The organism is Cyclobacterium salsum, from assembly GCF_010119245.1.
In the GTDB taxonomy this organism is placed as follows: domain Bacteria; phylum Bacteroidota; class Bacteroidia; order Cytophagales; family Cyclobacteriaceae; genus Cyclobacterium; species Cyclobacterium salsum.
The window spans coordinates 167,730-186,877 of sequence record NZ_WNKG01000005.1; the positions used below are offsets into that span (position 1 = coordinate 167,730).

The 19,148-nt window shown below is 44.1% G+C and carries 15 protein-coding genes; 8 read left to right on the forward strand and 7 right to left on the reverse strand.

From position 1 onward, the window contains the following. Nucleotides 1-64: 64 nt before the first annotated feature. Nucleotides 65-778 carry a T9SS type A sorting domain-containing protein gene (locus GJS45_RS09915; RefSeq protein ID WP_162341458.1) on the reverse strand — a complete coding sequence of 238 codons (714 nt, stop codon included), beginning with the start codon at nucleotides 776-778 and terminating at the stop codon, nucleotides 65-67. 202 nt (nucleotides 779-980) lie between these two features. Beyond that, nucleotides 981-2,588, reverse strand: a complete 1,608-nt coding sequence (locus GJS45_RS09920; protein WP_162341459.1) for an OstA-like protein — start codon at nucleotides 2,586-2,588, stop codon at nucleotides 981-983. 49 nt (nucleotides 2,589-2,637) lie between these two features. On the opposite strand from GJS45_RS09920, the gene tilS reads away from it, so the two are divergent. The 5 genes from tilS to GJS45_RS09945 all read left to right on the forward strand — a co-directional run bounded on the left by tilS (nucleotide 2,638) and on the right by GJS45_RS09945 (nucleotide 10,010). Beyond that, the gene (gene tilS / locus GJS45_RS09925) at nucleotides 2,638-3,969 is read left to right on the forward strand and encodes a tRNA lysidine(34) synthetase TilS (protein ID WP_162341461.1); all 1,332 of its coding nucleotides are present in this window, start codon (nucleotides 2,638-2,640) and stop codon (nucleotides 3,967-3,969) included. Continuing rightward, a complete protein-coding gene (locus GJS45_RS09930; RefSeq protein WP_162341463.1) occupies nucleotides 3,962-4,477 on the forward strand; it encodes a Crp/Fnr family transcriptional regulator in 516 nt (171 codons plus the stop codon). Before tilS ends, GJS45_RS09930 begins: the two co-directional genes overlap by 8 nt. A gap of 85 nt (nucleotides 4,478-4,562) precedes the next feature. Next, nucleotides 4,563-5,501 carry a malate dehydrogenase gene (gene mdh / locus GJS45_RS09935; protein ID WP_162341465.1) on the forward strand — a complete coding sequence of 313 codons (939 nt, stop codon included), beginning with the start codon at nucleotides 4,563-4,565 and terminating at the stop codon, nucleotides 5,499-5,501. 82 nt (nucleotides 5,502-5,583) lie between these two features. Then, nucleotides 5,584-8,307, forward strand: a complete 2,724-nt coding sequence (locus tag GJS45_RS09940; RefSeq protein ID WP_162341467.1) for a hypothetical protein — start codon at nucleotides 5,584-5,586, stop codon at nucleotides 8,305-8,307. A gap of 23 nt (nucleotides 8,308-8,330) precedes the next feature. Further along, the gene (locus GJS45_RS09945) at nucleotides 8,331-10,010 is read left to right on the forward strand and encodes a mechanosensitive ion channel family protein (protein WP_162341469.1); all 1,680 of its coding nucleotides are present in this window, start codon (nucleotides 8,331-8,333) and stop codon (nucleotides 10,008-10,010) included. Between the two features lie 15 nt (nucleotides 10,011-10,025). On the opposite strand, the gene GJS45_RS09950 is transcribed toward GJS45_RS09945, so the two are convergent. Continuing rightward, the gene (locus GJS45_RS09950; protein WP_162341471.1) at nucleotides 10,026-10,787 is read right to left on the reverse strand and encodes a DeoR/GlpR family DNA-binding transcription regulator; all 762 of its coding nucleotides are present in this window, start codon (nucleotides 10,785-10,787) and stop codon (nucleotides 10,026-10,028) included. 94 nt (nucleotides 10,788-10,881) lie between these two features. Here GJS45_RS09950 and GJS45_RS09955 point away from each other — a divergent pair, with 94 nt between their 5' ends. The 3 genes from GJS45_RS09955 to GJS45_RS09965 are packed head-to-tail and all read left to right on the forward strand — an operon-like array spanning nucleotide 10,882 to nucleotide 14,716. Then, on the forward strand, nucleotides 10,882-12,456 hold the full coding sequence (locus tag GJS45_RS09955; protein WP_162341473.1) for a glycerol-3-phosphate dehydrogenase/oxidase: 1,575 nt from the start codon (nucleotides 10,882-10,884) through the stop codon (nucleotides 12,454-12,456). 5 nt (nucleotides 12,457-12,461) lie between these two features. Beyond that, nucleotides 12,462-13,964 carry a glycerol kinase GlpK gene (glpK, locus tag GJS45_RS09960; RefSeq protein ID WP_162341475.1) on the forward strand — a complete coding sequence of 501 codons (1,503 nt, stop codon included), beginning with the start codon at nucleotides 12,462-12,464 and terminating at the stop codon, nucleotides 13,962-13,964. 5 nt (nucleotides 13,965-13,969) lie between these two features. Continuing rightward, a complete protein-coding gene (locus tag GJS45_RS09965) occupies nucleotides 13,970-14,716 on the forward strand; it encodes an MIP/aquaporin family protein (protein WP_162341477.1) in 747 nt (248 codons plus the stop codon). A 2-nt stretch (nucleotides 14,717-14,718) separates the two neighbouring features. Here GJS45_RS09965 and rodA read toward each other — a convergent pair whose 3' ends face one another. Genes rodA through mreC form a run of 4 tightly spaced genes read right to left on the reverse strand, consistent with a single transcriptional unit; the run spans nucleotide 14,719 to nucleotide 19,148 of the window. Next, a complete protein-coding gene (rodA, locus tag GJS45_RS09970; protein WP_162341478.1) occupies nucleotides 14,719-15,993 on the reverse strand; it encodes a rod shape-determining protein RodA in 1,275 nt (424 codons plus the stop codon). Beyond that, nucleotides 15,994-17,796, reverse strand: coding sequence for a penicillin-binding protein 2 (gene mrdA / locus GJS45_RS09975; RefSeq protein WP_162341480.1), 1,803 nt, complete (start codon nucleotides 17,794-17,796; stop codon nucleotides 15,994-15,996). Beyond that, complete coding sequence (locus GJS45_RS09980) at nucleotides 17,797-18,318, reverse strand: rod shape-determining protein MreD (protein ID WP_162341482.1); 522 nt, start codon at nucleotides 18,316-18,318, stop codon at nucleotides 17,797-17,799. Then, a complete protein-coding gene (gene mreC, locus GJS45_RS09985; protein ID WP_162341484.1) occupies nucleotides 18,315-19,148 on the reverse strand; it encodes a rod shape-determining protein MreC in 834 nt (277 codons plus the stop codon). Before mreC ends, GJS45_RS09980 begins: the two co-directional genes overlap by 4 nt.

Here is a 19,148-nt window from a genome sequence, read left to right on the forward strand (position 1 = left end):
TAGCCTGCAAATATAAGGGATTAATAATTGGTTATCAAGGTTGTTTATCCAATCCCGGATAAACCTACCTTTTGACGTAGAGTTTTTTGGTGACAATATTTTTATTGTCAACGATGAGGGTGTAAAAATAGGTTCCAGGATTCAATTCAGTCACGGGGATTACCAAGGTCTCCTGAACCGGATCCAGACTGAAATCATAAATCGGATTTCCTATAAAACTGTTAATAACGACCCTCACGTTAGCGTTGGGGTTTTTTATTTTATAATCCAGTTGGGCCGACCGAACACTGGGGTTGGGATAAATGCTTCCCATGTCCACATCCTTATGACTAACCTGCTCGGAAGGATTTTCTCCATTTACATTATACACGCTTTCGATTACAAAAGCATCACGTGAATTGGTGCGGTTGAAAAAATGCAAATCAAATGTACCTTTGGTTGGTGTAATCCCCAATTCAAATTCGATGTAAAGGTCCGTGAAGATTTCTCCGGGTTCCAGCACTAGTTTTATCTGGGAAAGATCTTCCCGGGGGTCGAAACAAGTCTCTCCCAAACAGACCAGGATGTTTTGAGAAGAGCCAATATTTCCGCGAAGATACCTTAAATAATAGGAGGCAGCTTCATCCGATTCATTTTGAATAATCACCGATTTTCGTTGTGTTGTATTTACTTTTCCACTAAACTCCACTTTCTCACTCAATACACGCACTTGTCTCGCTTCGGCAGGTTGCTGAGCGAACAAGGCAAAAGTGATTAAAAGGGCGAGAAAAATTTTCATGTAAAGTTTGATTCAATAATGACTGCGGTTTTGTTTCATTCCTAGTATATACGGATAAAAATACCAAATTGGTTCCACTTTTCACCCATTTTCCGGTTAAAAAATGTTAACCTTGATGAAATTTTTTTTCTTGTCTACCGTTAGAAAATGGTTTTTAAAGTACCAGCTTTTCAAAAAAATGTTATTTAACGTATAAATAATATTAATTATCTATACGTTTTTGTATTTCATCATCTGAAGGAAGGGGTATGCTCACGTTAGGCTCGTCAAAAAAACTATACCTGTTTTTTTCCCTTATCCGGGGAGTTCTCCAGTCGTCAATCATCTTCCGCTCAGGCCTTTCCTCAGAGCGCCAGGTAAATCCCTTCAATTGGGTCTGGTCCTCTTCTATGAGGTGGGGGGGCGTAAAGGAGGCTTCAGGTTTTATTGAATGACTGATTCTGGAAACGGTTCCTTCCTGAAACTCCATGATGATACGGCCACAAAGCAATTTATTCAACCCTTTAAAAGTGGTGTCGTTTTCAAGCGCAAAATACAAGGATTCGCCATTTCCTTCTACGTCCAATAAATCCATATCCCCCTCTATAAAATACGCTGTCATTTTTCTCCCTTTTATTTGGTTGAAATTGGCCACGGTGTCTCGGGTGATTGCAAACGCATTGTCTACCAGTAAGGCCTGGTCAATTTCCTGATTTGCTATAATAAACCGGATACTGTCTGCTGTGATTTGGCTCTTATTATTCCATAATACCGGGTCGGAGAAAAGATATACGGTGGAGTCAGCATACTGATAGGCCATCGAATCCGCCCGTCCGGCCAGGTCTGACTTGATCATCCGCATATTTGGAAAGGCCAGCGTGAATCGATCCTCAGGGGCTTCACTGTCCTGAGAGATCAAGGTGTCAGCAATCATATATAACGTATCGGCTTCAAAATACTTACGGACCAGTGCTTTTCCATATACTTTGGAATACTGGCGTTCTTCCCAATACTTCCCCTCCTCACCAAATACCTCCACGTTCCTTTCCTTATTAAAAATACTCACGTTTTCCCTTGCTTCATAATACTGCTCATTTTCGTCATAGTATAAGATTTCTCCAGACACAATGCTATTTTCGGACTCCACATCCCCATCGTAAAACCGGAAGATTTTATTTTGAGTATCATAAAAAGTCCCTCTTTGGGCATTTAATTTATTACCTTCTTTTGAAAGTATATTTGTAAGTTTTTCGGTTTCAGCAATCTTTGTTTGCGTATAATAGAATAGAATATTAGACCTCATGGTATAGTCTGGATTTTCCAAAACGACCTTTTCCATAAAAGTAATTTTTTCCTGCTGGGTTTCATAGATTCCTTCTACGCTGGTAAGCGTATTGGTACTGTCTTTGACCATCCCCGAGTTAAAATAATTGGCCACTCCGGTACCCCTGTTATAGTCTAAAAAGTCTGTGAACAAGGTTGTTCCTTCATTTACCAGGACTACCTCATTGCGCAGGCGGGCCATTTGGGTGTCTCCGTCATACTCTGCATAGAGGCTGGTGACGGTTACCGAATCTTCCTGATTTTCAATTTTGACACTGCCGAATAATTTGGCCAGGTTATCCTGGGCGTAAAAATGGGCGGAATCACAATAGATAAGAGAGCTTTTGTGCTTCATGATCACATCTGTCAGTAAGCGGTCAAAGCCTTTTCCTGCCTGAAGTTTTTCGGCCTGTAGGATTTCAAGCGTGCTTTTTTCCTCCTGACCTTTTGCCTGGAGCGATGCCATCAGGATGAAAAGCCCCAGTAAAAGAATTTTGTTTCGTATCATTCGTTTGTAATTCCAGGTCAAAATTAATAGAAAATGGTATTTTTGGGATATGCTCAGGAGTTTTATCCAACATGTACGGGAAAATAACATTTTAGATGTCGACAATCGATATCTTTTGGCGATTAGCGGGGGAATTGACAGTGTGGTACTGGCACACCTGATGCATCGGGCGGGGTTTACGTTTAGTTTCCTTCATTGCAATTTTCAGTTGAGAGGAAAAGAAAGCGATATGGACGAGGTTTTTGTCCGTCAGCTGGCCCAAAGGCTGGACTGTGCAATTCACGTCAAGGTTTTTGAGCCCGAAACCTACATGAAAGCCCAGGGTGTATCCTTGCAAATGGCTGCGAGAGAACTGAGGTACAGCTGGTTTGAGCAGATGAACAGGGATAACCAAACCGATGGGGTGGTGGTGGCGCATCATGCCGATGACCAGCTCGAAACCGTCCTGCTAAATTTATTGCGAGGGACCGGAATAGAGGGCTTGTATGGCATGTCCGAAAGGAGAGGTTGTGTCCTTAGGCCTCTGTTACCCTTTAGTAGAGTTGATATACAGTCGTATCTTACGAACGAATCGCTGGACTGGAGAGAGGACAGCAGTAACCTGAAAACGATCTACAAAAGAAATTTTATCCGTCATGAATTGTTTCCGCTGCTACAAAAATTTGATCCCAGGGGACCGGAACTCATGAATTACAGTTTTGACAGGGTCAAGGATACCGGAAAAGCATTTTTTTATTTTTATGAACAATGGCTTAGCCAGCATGTAATTCAGGTTACATCCGATGAGTACCTGGATTTTAAAAGTCTGGAAGGCGTTCCGGGAAAAACTTCTCTGCTGTTTTACTGGCTGCGGTCAAAGGGATTCGTGTATGCGCAGGTGAAGGAAATGGTACAAGCCATGGCCGATTCCGTCTCCGGAAAATGTTTTTTTTCCGGAAGTTGGATGGTAAACATTGACCGAGAAAGGTTAATTTTAGGTAAAAAACAGTCCGGTGAGGTATCCATGACGGTTGAGACGCATGCGATATCATTCCGGACTGATGATCAGACGGGCTATGAAATTCTCCACTTAAGGGAAGGCTGGCAGCTAGACCGGTCCAAGGAAAATGCACTATTGGACAAGCAGTTACTGGAATTTCCCTTACAAATAAGGAACTGGAGGCAAGGGGATAAGTTCAGACCGTTGGGCATGGGGCGGTTCAAAAAAGTGAGTGATTTCCTGATAGATACAAAAGTGCCTTTAATTTTGAAAGAACGAGTCAAGGTACTTTGTTCTGCCGGTGAGATTGTTTGGGTGATTGGCCTTCGAATAGACGATCGGTTTAAAGTAACCCAGGCCACTAAAGAAGTCGTGTATTTTAAAAAAAATGATAATGTTTAATCCTTTTAAAAAGAAATTCAGTCCTTCTGAGTTAAATCAATTCGATTTTTTAGGCAAAGCCAGGTTTTTTCAAGACCTCAGTTTCGATGAATTGGCTCGTTTTTTACCGGCAATACATCAACGGAAATACGAAAGGGATGAAGTAGTGTTTTTTAGAAATGATCCGAGTCAGGCATTGTACATACTGGAAAGAGGGGAAGTTACTTTAAACATTGACATTCGGGGCAACTTTGAAACCATCATTAAATTGAAGGAAGGAAGGCCTTTTGGAGAAAATTCCATGCTGGCAGATTCAAAAAGAATCTACACAGCCATCGTAAGCACCGAGGAGGCGATTTTATGGGTGATACCGAATTACGCCATCCTGGAAATTTTTAAAAATAACCAAAAAATAAAAGCAAAGATGATGACTGCTTTAGCCGATTTTTACAACCAAACCAATCAACAATTATTCTCTTCTTACCGAAATTCCTATGGGTTTTTTAACCTGGGGCAGATGTTCGAATAATTCGCAATAATCCTTCATTAAAAGCGCATTCTTTAATATCTTAGCGCATATTTTGAAAAATTACAATCTAAACCGATTATAAATAATGACAAAAGTAACCGTAGTTGGAGCTGGAAATGTAGGCGCAACCTGTGCAGACGTTTTAGCTTACCGAGAGATTGCCGAGGAAATTGTTTTAGTGGATATCAAAGAGGGAGTTGCAGAAGGGAAAGCGTTGGATATCTGGCAAAAAGCTCCTATCAACGCATACGATAGCAGAACCATCGGAAGTACCAATGATTATTCCAAAACGGCTGGGTCCGATGTAGTTGTCATTACCTCTGGATTGCCCAGAAAACCTGGGATGACTCGTGACGATCTCATCGAGACCAATGCGGGAATCGTTAAAATGGTTACTGAAAACGTGATCAAGCATTCACCGGAGGCTATTATTATTATCGTTTCCAACCCGCTGGATGTCATGACCTATCAGGCGCATATAACGTCCAAAAAGCCCAAAACAAAGGTGATTGGAATGGCAGGAATACTGGATACCGCCCGGTACAGGGCTTTTTTGGCGGAGGAATTGGATATTTCTCCCAAAGAGATTCAAGCCATTTTGATGGGAGGACATGGAGACACCATGGTTCCACTTCCAAGGTATACTACCGTGGCGGGTATTCCCGTGACCGAGCTCATTGCGAAAGACAAACTGGATGCCATCATTGAACGCACCAAATTTGGAGGCGGAGAGCTCGTGAAATTGATGGGGACTTCTGCCTGGTATGCGCCGGGATCGGCAGCGGCTCAAATGGTAGAATCTATCGTTAAAAATCAGAAAAGGGTATTCCCGGTTTGTATCAAACTGGACGGTGAGTATGGAATTGACGATTGTTACCTGGGTGTACCGGTAGTTTTAGGTAGAAATGGGGTCGAAAAAGTAATCGAACTTGACCTGAATAACGAAGAAAAAGCGTTGTTGGAGGTTTCCAGGACGCATGTCAAGGAAGTCATGACCGTCCTTGATAAATTGGCTGAAAAATAATTGATAAACATTGTCAGTTTTTAGAAATCCCAACTTTTATCCGTTGGGATTTTTTTGTTGTTTTGGTTAAACGTTATCTGTGGTGAGCCAATTAAGAAACCTGCTGGTGGTGGTAGTGATCCTGGTTTTGGGGGTCGCAGCATTCCTAATCCTTAAAACGGACTATTTTGAAGACCAATGGGACGGTATCGAAATGGTATCGCCGAATGCTGTATTTTTGTTTGAAACAAAAAATCCCGTTGGCTTCTGGAATTCGCTGGTGGAGAAGCCCGTATGGGAAAAATTGAGTCAATTGCCCGGATTGGAGGAACTAGAATCTCAATTAATTTTTTTGGATAGTGTTTCCGGAAGGCAAGGAAAGCTACATCAATACTTAAAGAACCAGCGGTTCAGGCTGTCCTTACATCCGCTTGGAAAAGAGGCCTACGGGTTTTTGGTGGGCATTGCCTTCGAAAACCGCGAATTCATTCGTTTTACTAAAAACCTGGAGAAGCAATTTGAGAATCAGGGTGGGACTCTCAAAAAAAGAACCTACAGCGGTATTTCTCTTTCTGAGGTCGGCCTGGGAGATGGAGAAAATCGCTTTACTTATGCCACTTTTGATAATGTTTTACTTGGAAGCTACCACTCTTTTCTGGTAGAAGATGCTATACGTTATGCTCAATCCGAGGGGGTGGTCAATTTCAAGGCTACCTATCCTCATTTATTTGATCCTCAGAACCCATTACCCGAAGGCAGTATGTTGCGGGTTTCTGGTGACGGATTGGCTGGTTTTATTCAGGACCTCACTACTGGAAGTACGGATACGTTTTCTTCCGATTTGCGTGGAAATGATTTTTCTGCAAATCTGGTTCCCCAAATTTCCGGAGAAGAAATTTCCCTTAGTGGAGAGCTATACTCCAATGGTCGTTTGTACCAGGTGGAATTGGAGAAAGAGGGTGGCAATACCCGGCTTTTTTCTTCGCTAATCAGTAATCGGGCGGTATCTGTTTCACGCTATTTACTATCCGAGGCGGCTGATTTTGAATTGATTTCTAATGATAACTTTTCGCCTTTACCTACCGTGCAGGCAGAATTGGAGAATAATGAGTACATCCGGGAATTTCGTCAGGCAATTACTGGAAAAGTGGCATTGGTTTCAGAAGGTCTTCTGGATGAGCTATCCCAGCAAGTGCTTATTGTACAGGCTGACAATCCGGGTCGTGCCATTAATAATCTAAAATCATTTGCGCTTTCGCAGGTTCAAAACGACAGCTCAAAATTATTCCTGGATTACTACCTGGGGAAAGAACTGTTTTTATTGGATATGGAAGAATTTCCAGCGCATGTGTTTGGCGGCAATTTTACCGGATTTTTGAAATGTTACCTTACGGTGGTGGATGACAAGCTGGTTTTTTCCAATAGTTTGAGGGCCCTGAGGAATTTGCTGGAAGACCTCTATCAGGACAACACCTGGGGAAAGTCGATTCGCTATCATGAGATGCTGAAAGCACGGGAAAGTACAGCTCCCTATCAGTTTTATCTGAACAATGATCGGTTTTATCCCATATTGACCCGTAGCAGCCATCCTTCCTGGAATGTCTTATTTCAAAAGTATTCGGGGGTTTTTGGTTCGTTTGACTGGCTGGACATATCCATTTTTGAAGATGGACGAATGGAGGCGAATCTTGGAATAGATTTAGAAGAAAAGGGTGGCGATAAAAGGCTTATTTTAAGTGAGAGCAGGCGTACGGATTTCGAGAGTCCCCTGATTTTTGGACCTATCGGATTACAGAATTATAATGATAGAAGTACCGATTTTTTGGTTCAAGACCAGGACTTTTTCATTCATTTGCTTACGTATGAAGGGGAAACTATTTTTTCTCAACGCGTACCTGGCGAAATTATTTCGGATGTATTTCAGATTGATTATTATAAAAATGGAAAGCTTCAGCTGGTATTTGCCACACGAGATCTGATTTATGGATTGGATAGGTATGGAAACCTGCTACCTGGCTTTCCTATTCATTTTGAGGAGGGCAGGGATATCGATTTCCTGAATGTATTGGATTACGACAACAATAAGGATTATCGGTTTTTTGTGTCGGATCAGGAGGGCAACCTTTTTCTCTATTCAGGTAAGGGAGCGTTATTACCGGAATGGGAGCCCAAAACGACCAACCAAGGGGAGTTGACCGCCCCCCCTGCTCACCACAGGGTCCCGGGAATGGGCGACTTTATGGTGGCCATGCATACCAATGGCAGATTAGGTTTGTACAATCGCAGGGGAGAATCTAAAACGGGTGGGCCAATTTTACTGGGAGAAAACCTGTCCACTTCCTATGGGATAGAGGAAGGGATTTCAGAAGGGCAGGTGAAACTGGTGACCATTAACGATGCGGGAGAGGTAGTCAAAGTCAATTTTAAAGGAGAGCTTACCTATCGAAATCAGCTGCTTCGACCGGACCGGGATACCCAATTTGAGCTTGTCAACGATCAAAATGGGGCGAATTTTGTCTGGGTAATCAAGGAATATAATAAAATAAGGGTGCTGAATTCTCAGGAGAGATTGCTCTTTGAAATGGATATACTCTCCGATAGGTTGGATTACAGGTTTTTTTCTTTTGGTCCGGATAATGCCATTTTTGTGGTTTTGGATAGGATGCAGGAATTTGCATATTTGTATAATCAACAGGGAGAACTTATAAACCAGAAACCGATTAATGTAAGTGGAGATCTTTGGATTCGCTTTTCCGGAAGCCGCAACGAATACACCCTTGTGACGGTTTATATGAACCAGATGAATGAATATATAGTACCTTTGTAACACCTAGTCATTCTTTTGCAACTATGAAAAAAAGTTTTTTACTTCTTCTAAGTTTCCTGTTTGCTCAGCTTTATTTTTGTTCATCTGCTTCCTTTGGGCAGGTATTTGATGCCGATATTTCGTACCTGCCCGACACCACCGATAACCATGATTTCAGCACTCCCTACCACACCACCTACACGTTTTTTTATCACCTGAATGAACTAAAATTCGATCCATCTATTTCCGCAGAGGCGTTGAATATGGAAGGAAGTGAAGGCCAAAATCCGGAAGCGCTGGCCGTCATGTTAAAACAGGTCTTTGACGGAAATGGCGTTTACGTACATATGAACGATGTGCCCAATACCCCTAACTATCGGGATACGGTGCGAAATGGCAAAGAGTTTTACGTTTTTGACGAAATTATCCTACCGGCTGTTTATTTGGAAAAGGTTGGAAATCGCTGGCTATTTTCATCAGTTACCGTTCAGAATATTAAATCGCTGCATAAAGAAACCTACCCGTATGGTACCGATAAGTTACTGACTTTATTACCCAAGCTGGGCAGTGAGGTTTATTTTGGCCTACATCTCTGGCAGCTTTTTGGGTTGTTCTTTTTATTATTAATGGTCTTTATTAGTCACAAGCTGTTTACCTTTCTGGTAGATCGGGGACTGTTTTTTATGCTCGTCAGGGCGGGCTACGGAAAGCTTGGTAAGAAATACCTGTTGCCAGTAGCCAGAATCGTGAGCATTTACCTGATTGTTTTGTTCCTTGCTATTTTTATTCGGGTGCTCCAACTGCCCATTTCGATCGTGTCCTGGGTGACGATTTTACTTAATGCGGTAAAACCGTTTATTGTGACGGTTATCTTTTACAAGCTGGTGGATGTATTCTCCGGTTACATGGAACGGATGGCAGAGAAGACCCGGTCTACATTGGATGACCAGCTGGTGCCATTGGTACGAAAGACGCTGAAGGCATTTGTCATTGTGGTTGGGTCCCTGTTTGTGCTTAAATATGGCCTGCGAATTGACATTGTCCCATTTTTGACCGGGCTATCGATCGGAGGCCTGGCATTTGCCTTGGCAGCACAGGATACCATCAAGAACTTTTTTGGATCGGTTATGATTTTCGTAGACAAGCCGTTTCAGGTTGGAGACTGGATCACCAGCGGCGACGTAGATGGCACCGTGGAGGAGGTTGGGTTTAGGTCTACACGGGTGCGGACCTTTAGAAATTCCCTAATGTATATTCCGAATGGAAAAATTGCCGACGCCACGGTTGATAATCATGGTCTTCGTAACTACCGACGATTTTATAGCACCATTACGATTACCTATGATACTCCTCCGGAACTGGTTGAAGTATTTTTGGAGGGGCTGCGGAAAATCGTTCAAAATCACCCCAAAACCAGAAAAGATTATTACAATATCTACCTGAACAACCTTTCCGCCTATAGCCTGGATATCATGTTCTATGTGTTTTTTGAGGTGCCAAGTTGGCCTGAGGAGCTAAAGGCCAGGGAAGATTTAATTTTGGCTGCCATCCGCCTGGCTAACAAGCTGGAAGTGCGCTTCGCCTTTCCTACCCAAACGTTACACATGGAAACCTTCCCTGAAAAAAAGGGGTTTACCCCTATTTATCAAGGTGAAAAGGAAGGATATCAACGAAAACTGGATCAGTTTATTAAAGGGGAAGTAAACGGAGAACAACCTTCTTGATAATGGGACCGTCGCCTAGACGATCAGCACTTCCACTCCCTTATCCTCTAACACCTGTACATAGTGTTGGGGAAGGGCCTGATCCACAATGATGGTATCGATGTCTTCGATATTGGCGATTTTTCCAAAGCTCTTTTTTCCGAATTTACTGCTGTCTGCCAAAACAATGGTCTTTTGAACCGATCCGATCATGATGTGATTGAGGTGGGCCTCCATCATATTGGAGGTGGTCAGGCCGAATTCAGAATCAATGCCGTCAACGCTGATGAAAAGTTTGCTACAGGCAAAATCCTTGATCATGGATGCGGCAAAATGACCTACCACCGAGCTGCTGCTTTTTCGAACTACCCCGCCCAACTGGACAATTTCAACCTGGGGATAGTCTAATAAGGTCATACTTACGTTCAGAGCTCCCGTAAGTACGGTCAAGGGCAGGTCTTTTGGAAGGGCACGGGCAAAAGCGAGTACCGTGGTGCCCGATCCGATGATGATCGCATCTTTTTCTTTTAGGAGTTCAGCTGCCTTTCGGGCAATAGCCCGCTTTTGCTCCACTTGTACCAGTTGTTTTTCATAGACGGGTTTGTCATTTACATAAGGTGCTACCGGGGTGGCACTGCCATGAGACCGGAATAGCAAGCCTTTGTCCTCGAGTATTTTCAAGTCTTTCCGAACCGTTACCATGGTCACATTCATTTCTTTGCTCAGGGCGGCGACGCTTACATAACCAGCCTGATCTAACTTGTCCAAGATGTACTTATGTCTTTCCGCTATTACCATATTGAAGCTATTTCACATTAAAGATATAAAAAATATTTCTTTTTGTTTCTTTTTGTTTCCTTTTGACTTACTTTAGTAAGGTAAAAGGTAGGTAATGAAAAGAAAAGATAATTTATCCAGGGTAGAAAATGCTGCTAAAACAGCGGATATTTGGGATTTGGTGATAATAGGAGGTGGAGCTTCGGGCTTGGGAGTGGCATTAGATGCATTGTCCAGGGGGCTAAAAGTTTTATTATTAGAAAAATCTGATTTTGCCAAGGGGACTTCCAGCAGGAGTACTAAGTTGGTGCATGGAGGAGTCAGGTATTTGGCTCAAGGTGAGTTGGGCTTGGTATTGGAAGCCTTGAAGGAGCGGGGTAGGCTTTTAAAAAATGCTCCTCACCTAACCGTTAACCAATCGTTTGTAATTCCCTTGTATACGTTTATAGACCGTTGGAAATATTCCATAGGGCTAAAAATTTACGACTGGATGGCAGGAAGCCTGCGATTGGGAAGGTCCGGTTTTGTATCAAAAGAAGAAACGTTAAAAAAACTTCCCAGGATTCGCAAAAAGGGCTTGAGAGGGGGGATTGTTTACCAGGACGGACAGTTTGACGATGCCAGACTAGCCTTGATGGTAGCCCGCACCTGCAACGATATGGGAGGGTGCATGTTAAATTATGTCAAAGTCAACGAATTGTGTAAAGATGATACCGGAAAAATCGAAGGGTTGACCTTCCGGGATGTGATCGAAAAGAAAAATTACCAGGTAAAAGCCCGGACTGTCATCAATGCAACGGGAGTTTTTGCAGATAAAATACTCCAGCTGGATCAGCCCGGAACGCCAAAAATGATTCAGCCCAGCCAGGGTGTTCATTTGGTTTTGGACGGCTCTTTTTTAGGATCATCGAATGCGCTGATGATTCCGGAAACCTCGGACGGAAGGGTTCTTTTTGCGGTACCCTGGCAGGGAAAGCTAGTCGTCGGCACCACGGACACCTTGCGAAAAAAGCCAAAAATGGAGCCTCAGCCACTATCCTCCGAGATCGCTTTTATTTTGGAAACGGCCGGACAGTATTTGGAAAAGGCCCCCACCCGGGACGATGTCCTGTCGGTGTTTGCCGGTTTACGGCCTCTGGCAGCACCTAAGGAAGGCAGTACCAAGACCAAGGAAATTTCCAGAAGTCATAAAGTGATCATTTCCGATAGCCAATTGATTACCATTACGGGAGGAAAATGGACTACGTTTCGGAAAATGGGAGAAGATACGGTAGATGCGCACTACAAAGTACATTCATTGAAAGCTGCAGAAAGCAAGTCCGCCAATAAGCGGTTGCATGGGTATACGGAGACCTTGGAGGAAGGTCATCTCCAGTTATATGGTTCCGAAGCCGCAGAAATCCGACAGCTCCAGAACACGAATCCTGGCTGGGCTAAACCCATTCACGAGGATTACCCTTATACGGGTGCGGAAGTTATTTGGGCAGTACGCGAAGAAATGGCCCAAAAGGTAGAGGATTTTCTTTCAAGAAGGTGTCGGATTTTATTGTTGGATGCTAAGGCGGCATTGCACATGGCACCGAAAGTAGCCGCACTGATGGCTTCAGAGCTTGGAAAAGATGAGGCCTGGATCATGTCAGAACTCGAAGATTTTTATAAATTAGCCAAGAAATATTTAATTCATAAATAAACCCAATGGAGCAGGATAACCAGTATTTGATGGCGATGGATCAGGGAACGACTAGTTCCAGAGCCATCATTTTTAATAGAAAGGGGCAGGTAATGGCCTCTGCGCAAAAGGATTTCGAACAATTATTTCCCCAATCGGGATGGGTAGAGCATGACCCCAGAGAGATATGGACATCTCAGGCATCGGTAGCGACGGAGGCCATCACGCGGGCAAATATCAGTGCGCATCAAATTGCCGGTATCGGTATTACCAACCAACGAGAAACCACAATTCTATGGGACAGGGAAACCGGAGAGCCCATTTTTAATGCCATTGTATGGCAAGACAGGCGAACGGCCGCGTATTGCAATTCCCTAAAGGAACAGGGCCATGCCGATTTGGTACGAGATAAAACCGGATTGATCATTGATGCCTATTTTTCCGGAACTAAAATCAAGTGGATATTAGACCATGTGGAAGGGGCCCGGGAAAAAGCGAAAAAAGGAGCGATTTGTTTTGGTACGGTGGATAGCTGGCTGGTTTGGAAAATGACCGGTGGGAAGGAACACATCACGGACATTACCAATGCCAGCAGAACCATGATTTTCAATATCCATAACAAAGCCTGGGATGATGAGTTATTGGAGCTGTTGGATATCCCAAAAGCCATTTTGCCTGAAGTGAAGTCCAGCAGTGAAGTGTACGGGACCACCTCTGGAGATCTATTGTCGGCAAAGATTCCTATTGCCGGAATAGCCGGTGACCAGCAGGCCGCTTTATTTGGTCAATTATGCACCGAACCGGGCATGGCCAAAACCACTTATGGGACGGGGTGTTTTTTGGTAATGAATACCGGGGATAAACCGGTGAAATCCAACAATCAATTGCTGACGACCGTTGCCTGGCAGGTGGGGGATCAGGTGCAATACGCACTGGAAGGCAGTGTATTTATAGGTGGAGCGGCTATTCAGTGGCTAAGAGATGGTATTTCTGTTTTAAAAGACGCAAAAGATAGCGAAAAAATGGCGAAGAGCCTTCCCGATAATGGAGGCGTTTACTTCGTGCCCGCGCTTACGGGATTGGGAGCTCCCTACTGGGATCAGGATGCACGAGGTTCCTTTTTTGGAATTACCCGCGGTACCACCCGTGCGCACATGGTACGGGCTGGATTGGAAGCCATAGCCTACCAGGTGTACGATGTGTTAAAGGCGATGGAAAAAGATGCTGGTGAAGATGCCAAAGAGATGCGTGTAGATGGCGGAGCTACCGCCAATGATTTTTTAATGCAGTTCCAAGCTGACCTTACCCAATGTACCATCAAAAGACCTGAAATTCTTGAAACCACAGCCCTGGGAGCCGCTTATCTCGCCGGCTTGGCGGTTGGATATTGGAAGGATATGGACGAAATCAACGCATTGTGGAAGGCCGACGAGTCGTTTACCCCCCAACAGGATAAGGCTTCCATGGATAAAAACCTGGAATATTGGCACAAGGCAGTAGGAAGAACTCTTAATTGGTTAACGGACTGATAGCGATGAACGTATTTGCAGCTGAATTTGTCGGAACGTCCCTTCTTCTAGCCATGGGCTCAGGAGTGGTGGCAAACGTAGTGTTAAATAAGACCAAGGGGTTTGATTCCGGATGGATTGTCATCACCACCGCCTGGGCCTTGGGGGTGTTTATCGGAGTAGTGGTGGCAGGCCCCTACAGTGGTGCCCATTTAAATCCTGCAGTAAGCATTGGCCTGGCAATAGCCGGTGATTTCGAGTGGAACCAGGTACCCAAATACGTGCTGGCCCAGGTGCTCGGTGCCATGTTTGGTTCCGGTATTGCCTGGTTGGTATATAAAGACCATTTTGATGTCACGGAAGATCCAGGGTTGAAATTTGCACCTTTTGGTACGGTACCGGCTATTCGCAATCTGCCCTCCAATCTGATATCGGAAATCGTAGGTACTTCTGTGTTAATCATTGTGATCCTTTATTCCACCGGTCCCGTATTGCAGGATGGCAAAGATACTCCTATTGGATTAGGTTCATTGGGAGCCCTGCCGGTAGCATTTTTGGTGTGGGTCATTGGTCTCTCGCTGGGCGGTACTACCGGCTATGCAATCAACCCTGCCCGGGATCTGGGGCCCAGGATTATGCATCAATTGTTACCCATTAAAGGTAAAGGAAGCTCGGACTGGGCTTACAGTTGGGTACCGATAGTGGGTCCGATTCTGGGCGCTGCCCTTGCAGCCGGTATCTACCTGCTTTTGGGAGTGGGTGGAATGGTTTGAATTTAATAACTTCTGCCCAATATTTGAATCCGGTGAGAGTCCAGTTTTATGAATATAAAAAGAAGGAGGGTAAAAGACCACAGCGAAGAACCTCCATAGCTAAAAAAGGGTAATGGAATCCCAACCACTGGAAATAAGCCGATGGTCATGGCGATGTTGATAGAAAAATGGAAAAATAATAAGCTTAATACACAGTAGCCATAAATCCTGGAAAAGCGAGTTTTCTGTCGTTCGGCCAGGAATACAAGTCTGAGTAGCAGGGCAACGAACAGGGAAATCATGACCAGGCTTCCTACCCAGCCAAACTCTTCTCCGAGTGTACAGAAAATGAAATCGGTATGTTGTTCGGGTACAAAATCGAATTTCGTTTGGGTGCCCTCCAGGTAGCCTTTACCTAGCAATCCTCCCGATCCAATGGCGATTTTAGATTGGGTAACATTCCAGCCCACTCCCAGTGGATCTACATCCGGGTCAAAGAGCACCATGATTCGGTTTTGCTGATGGGGCGGTAATTTTTCCACTACCCGATCCAGACTATAGGCATAGGTTACCATCAAAACGCCTAGGAAAAAAATACCCAACAGGTTTTTCCAGGACTTTTTACTTGCCAGCACCATTAGCACTACTATCACTGCCAGCCCTCCAAAAAGGTACCAGTTATTGTTTATCGTTAGGGTAAGAATGGAAAGGCCGATAAGTCCCAGCGAAAAAACATAGTATTTTTGAGGCATTCCCTCGCGGTACAGCATGATAAAAAACGAGCTATAGACCATCGCGGTACCGGTATCGGGTTGCAGCATGATTAAGGCAACAGGAAGCAAGATGATGCCCATGGCCTTGGCCTGATGACTCCATTTCCCCAGATCAAAAGTCGGGTTTTCCATAAGTTTAGCAAGTGCCAATGCCGTCGCAAACTTTGTAAATTCGGCGGGTTGGAGCCGAAAAATCCCCAGTTCAAACCAGGCTCGCTGACCGTTTATTTCCTTGCCTATGAATGGTGTTAAAAACAAAATGACGATAAAAACCAGGTACAATACCAGGCTTAAGTTCTGAAATAACCGGTAATCTGCCACCATTATCAACGTGATCAATACCACCGCCGTCCCTATCCAAATTAATTGTTTTCCTGAATTGATAGAAAAATCGAAAATAGAGGTATCGTTCTGCCCGTCGTAAACTGCTGCGTAGATATTCAGCCAACCTACCAACACCAGGGCAAAATACAGACCGATGGTTATCCAATCTATTTTGTGAAAATATGTATCTTTCTGTCTCAATTAATAAATGAATTCACCCGTTAACACATACTCCTCTAAAAGGGGCCTGTTAATTTCCCGGGTCAGGTATTTCTCTATAAGCAAACTGGCGGTACTTGCCGCGGCTCGTCCCCCCCATCCGGCATTTTCCACATATACGGCAATCGCAATTTGGGGATCTTCTTTGGGGGCGAAGGCGATGAAGACGGAATGGTCCTCTCCTGCGGGATTTTGGGCAGTACCCGTTTTGCCAGCAATGGCGATGTCCTTCATGATGGCTCGTGCTGCCGTTCCCGACAAGGCAGCGGCCATGGCATCCTGGACCATGTCAAAATGCACGGAATCGATGCCTGTGTATCTTTTGGTTTTAAATCTATCCGGAATTCTGGAAGGGTCACCGTTGATCGCTTTGACAAGATGAGGGGTATAGTAATATCCCTTATTGGCAAATATCGCAGCCAGATTTGCCATTTGAAGGGGAGTAACCAGCATCTCGCCCTGTCCGATGGAAAGCGAATAGATGGTGGAATATTTCCAGCGGTTTTCCCCATATATCCGGTCGTATAGCTGGCTGGAGGGAATGGAGCCGCTTTTTTCCCCATGCAAATCGATTCCCAGGCGATCCCCAAGTCCAAATTTCAAGACAGACTCCCTCCAATTATCTAATCCTATCTGCGTGTCAGTGTAGGTATTTTGGGATACTTCGCGATTGATAATTTGCCGAAAAGCCTGGTGGTAGTAAGGGTTACAAGAGTTGCGGATAGCACCGAAAAGGTTTACCGGACTCGGATGGTTATGGCAATTCACCAAAGACCTGTTACAGGCAAAGGTGGTGTTGGGGGTAAGTATGCCCTCCTGCAATCCGATCAGGGATTGTACAATTTTGAAAATGGAACCGGGAGGGTACATGGCCATGATAGGTCTGTTGAACAACGGTTTTTCAGGGTCAAGATTTAGCTTTTGGTAATTTTCTCCGAACTTGGCTCCGGTGAGAATATTGGGGTCGTAAACCGGAGCAGAAATCATAGTCAGGATTTCTCCCGATTTTGGTTCAATGGCTACTACCGAACCTCGCTTACCGGTCATGAGTTTTTCTCCGTACACTTGTAATTCCAGGTCCAGCGTGGCCTGGAGGTTTTCCCCGGCTATGGATAGGGTGTCGAGATCCCCATTTTTAAAGGCACCTTTATCGATCCCTCTGACATTCACCAATTTGTATTTGGCCCCCTTTTTTCCCCGAAGGTCTGGCTCGTAATAAGATTCAATACCACTTAACCCTACGTAGTCCCCCTGGGTGTAATACCCGGAACTATCACGCCCAAGCTGAGGAGCATTGATTTCTCCGATGTAACCCAGGGCATTGGATGCGGCAGATTCTGGATAGGCCCGCACAGATCGTGTCATGACAAACAGCCCTTTATAATCAATGAGAAAATCTTGAACCCGGGCAAATTCTTCATTTGAAATTTGCTTGATCAAAGGGGAGGGTTTTACCCAGGAATAATTTTTAGCGGCGTTAAAATTGGTTACCAATGACTGCTTTTCTATGCCGAAAAGCTCGCAAAAACGGGCGGTATCCTGCAGGTGAAATTCCCTGGGAATGACCATCAGATCAAAAACCGGGTCATTAAAAACCAAAAGGGAATTGTTTCGATCATAGACCAAACCCCGATACGGATGATCCACAACGCGTTGAATGGCATTTCGTTCGGCCTTTCGCAGGTAACTGTCATCGGTGACCTGAATCAAAAATAATTTCCCCAAAAGTACGAACGCTATCAACCCAATAGTGACCGCAACTACCAACGACCTGCCTGTATACATTTAAATTACCCTTTCTTTTTTATAAAATAATGACTGCACGATGGCACCGACAATAAACGTAAATGCCGTGCTACTTAGTACTCTTATAACGACTGGCAAGTACAGTTCTGTTCCTAAACTGTCGATATAAAAAAATAATAGATGATGTAAGAGTAAAAGCGGCAGGCTGTAAAAGATAAACCACCCCATACCCATGTTCAAAAAGGTAGGAGGGACGTTGTCATCGTATCCACCTGTCGGAGTATTTACCTTTATCCATGGATTCCGAATAAATCCTAAAAAAACAGCACTGGCAGCATGCATTCCAAGGCTATCGTAGAATAAGTCGATCAATATCCCCATACAAAAGCCAATAAGCATCAACGGAATCGTAGGCATTTCGTGTGGAAGGCTTAAAATGAAAAAGGCGTAGAGGAAACAAAAGGCGTATCCAAACAATACCAAATCCTTCAAGATAAAAATCTGAACCAGAAAATATAAAATAAAACTAAGGCTATATTTGAAAATCTTACCTGTGCTCATGGTTGCGGGTTCATACGTTCGGTTTCCAAACTATCCAACTCCTCCCGAAGGTCGTTTTCTACCAGGTAAACAAAATTCAAGGTACTGAAATCGGCACTCAGGCTAATGGTAATGTCCAGGTAGTTGGTTTCGCTTCCCGGATTGGCTTCTTTGATCGTCCCGATGGAAATTCCCTCAGGAAAAACAGCATTGTACCCCGAGGTGACGATCTCCTGGCCGGGAACTACTTCTACATGGCGTGGCACATACAGTAGTTTGGCTTCGTCCGATTTTCTTCCATCCCATTTGGTTGACCCGATGACATCTGTGTCTTTAATTTTAGAGGAAATCAAGAGGTCGGTATGCAATAACGATATTACCGAGGAAAAATGACTGCTGGTGCCTTTCACCCTGCCGATCACTCCTTGCCCATTAAAAACCCCCATTCCTTCTTTGATCCCATGGAGAGAACCCTTATTTAAAGTCAGGTAGTTTTGACTTTGATGAATGGAATTATTGATCACCCTTGCCGACCAGAATTCAAACGAATTGGCCAGGGTACTATCCAATGTTAATTCCGTGGAGTCCTTAACCGGGGTTAATTCATCCAGGCGATTGAGTAGAGAAGCATTTTTTTCGGCGAGCGATCGATTTACAGAATACAAGGAAAAATAGGACATAAAGTTGGTTTTAACCGACAGTATACTTCCGGTCAGCTTATTGCTGCTGTTAAAAAAAACCGCTCCCTGAGGTGAATTATGGGTAAAAACGATCCCTACTGCCAACAACTCCAGGACAAGAAAAAGAATGAGTGCCCTTAGTCTGTATAAAAATAAAAATATTTGCTGCAT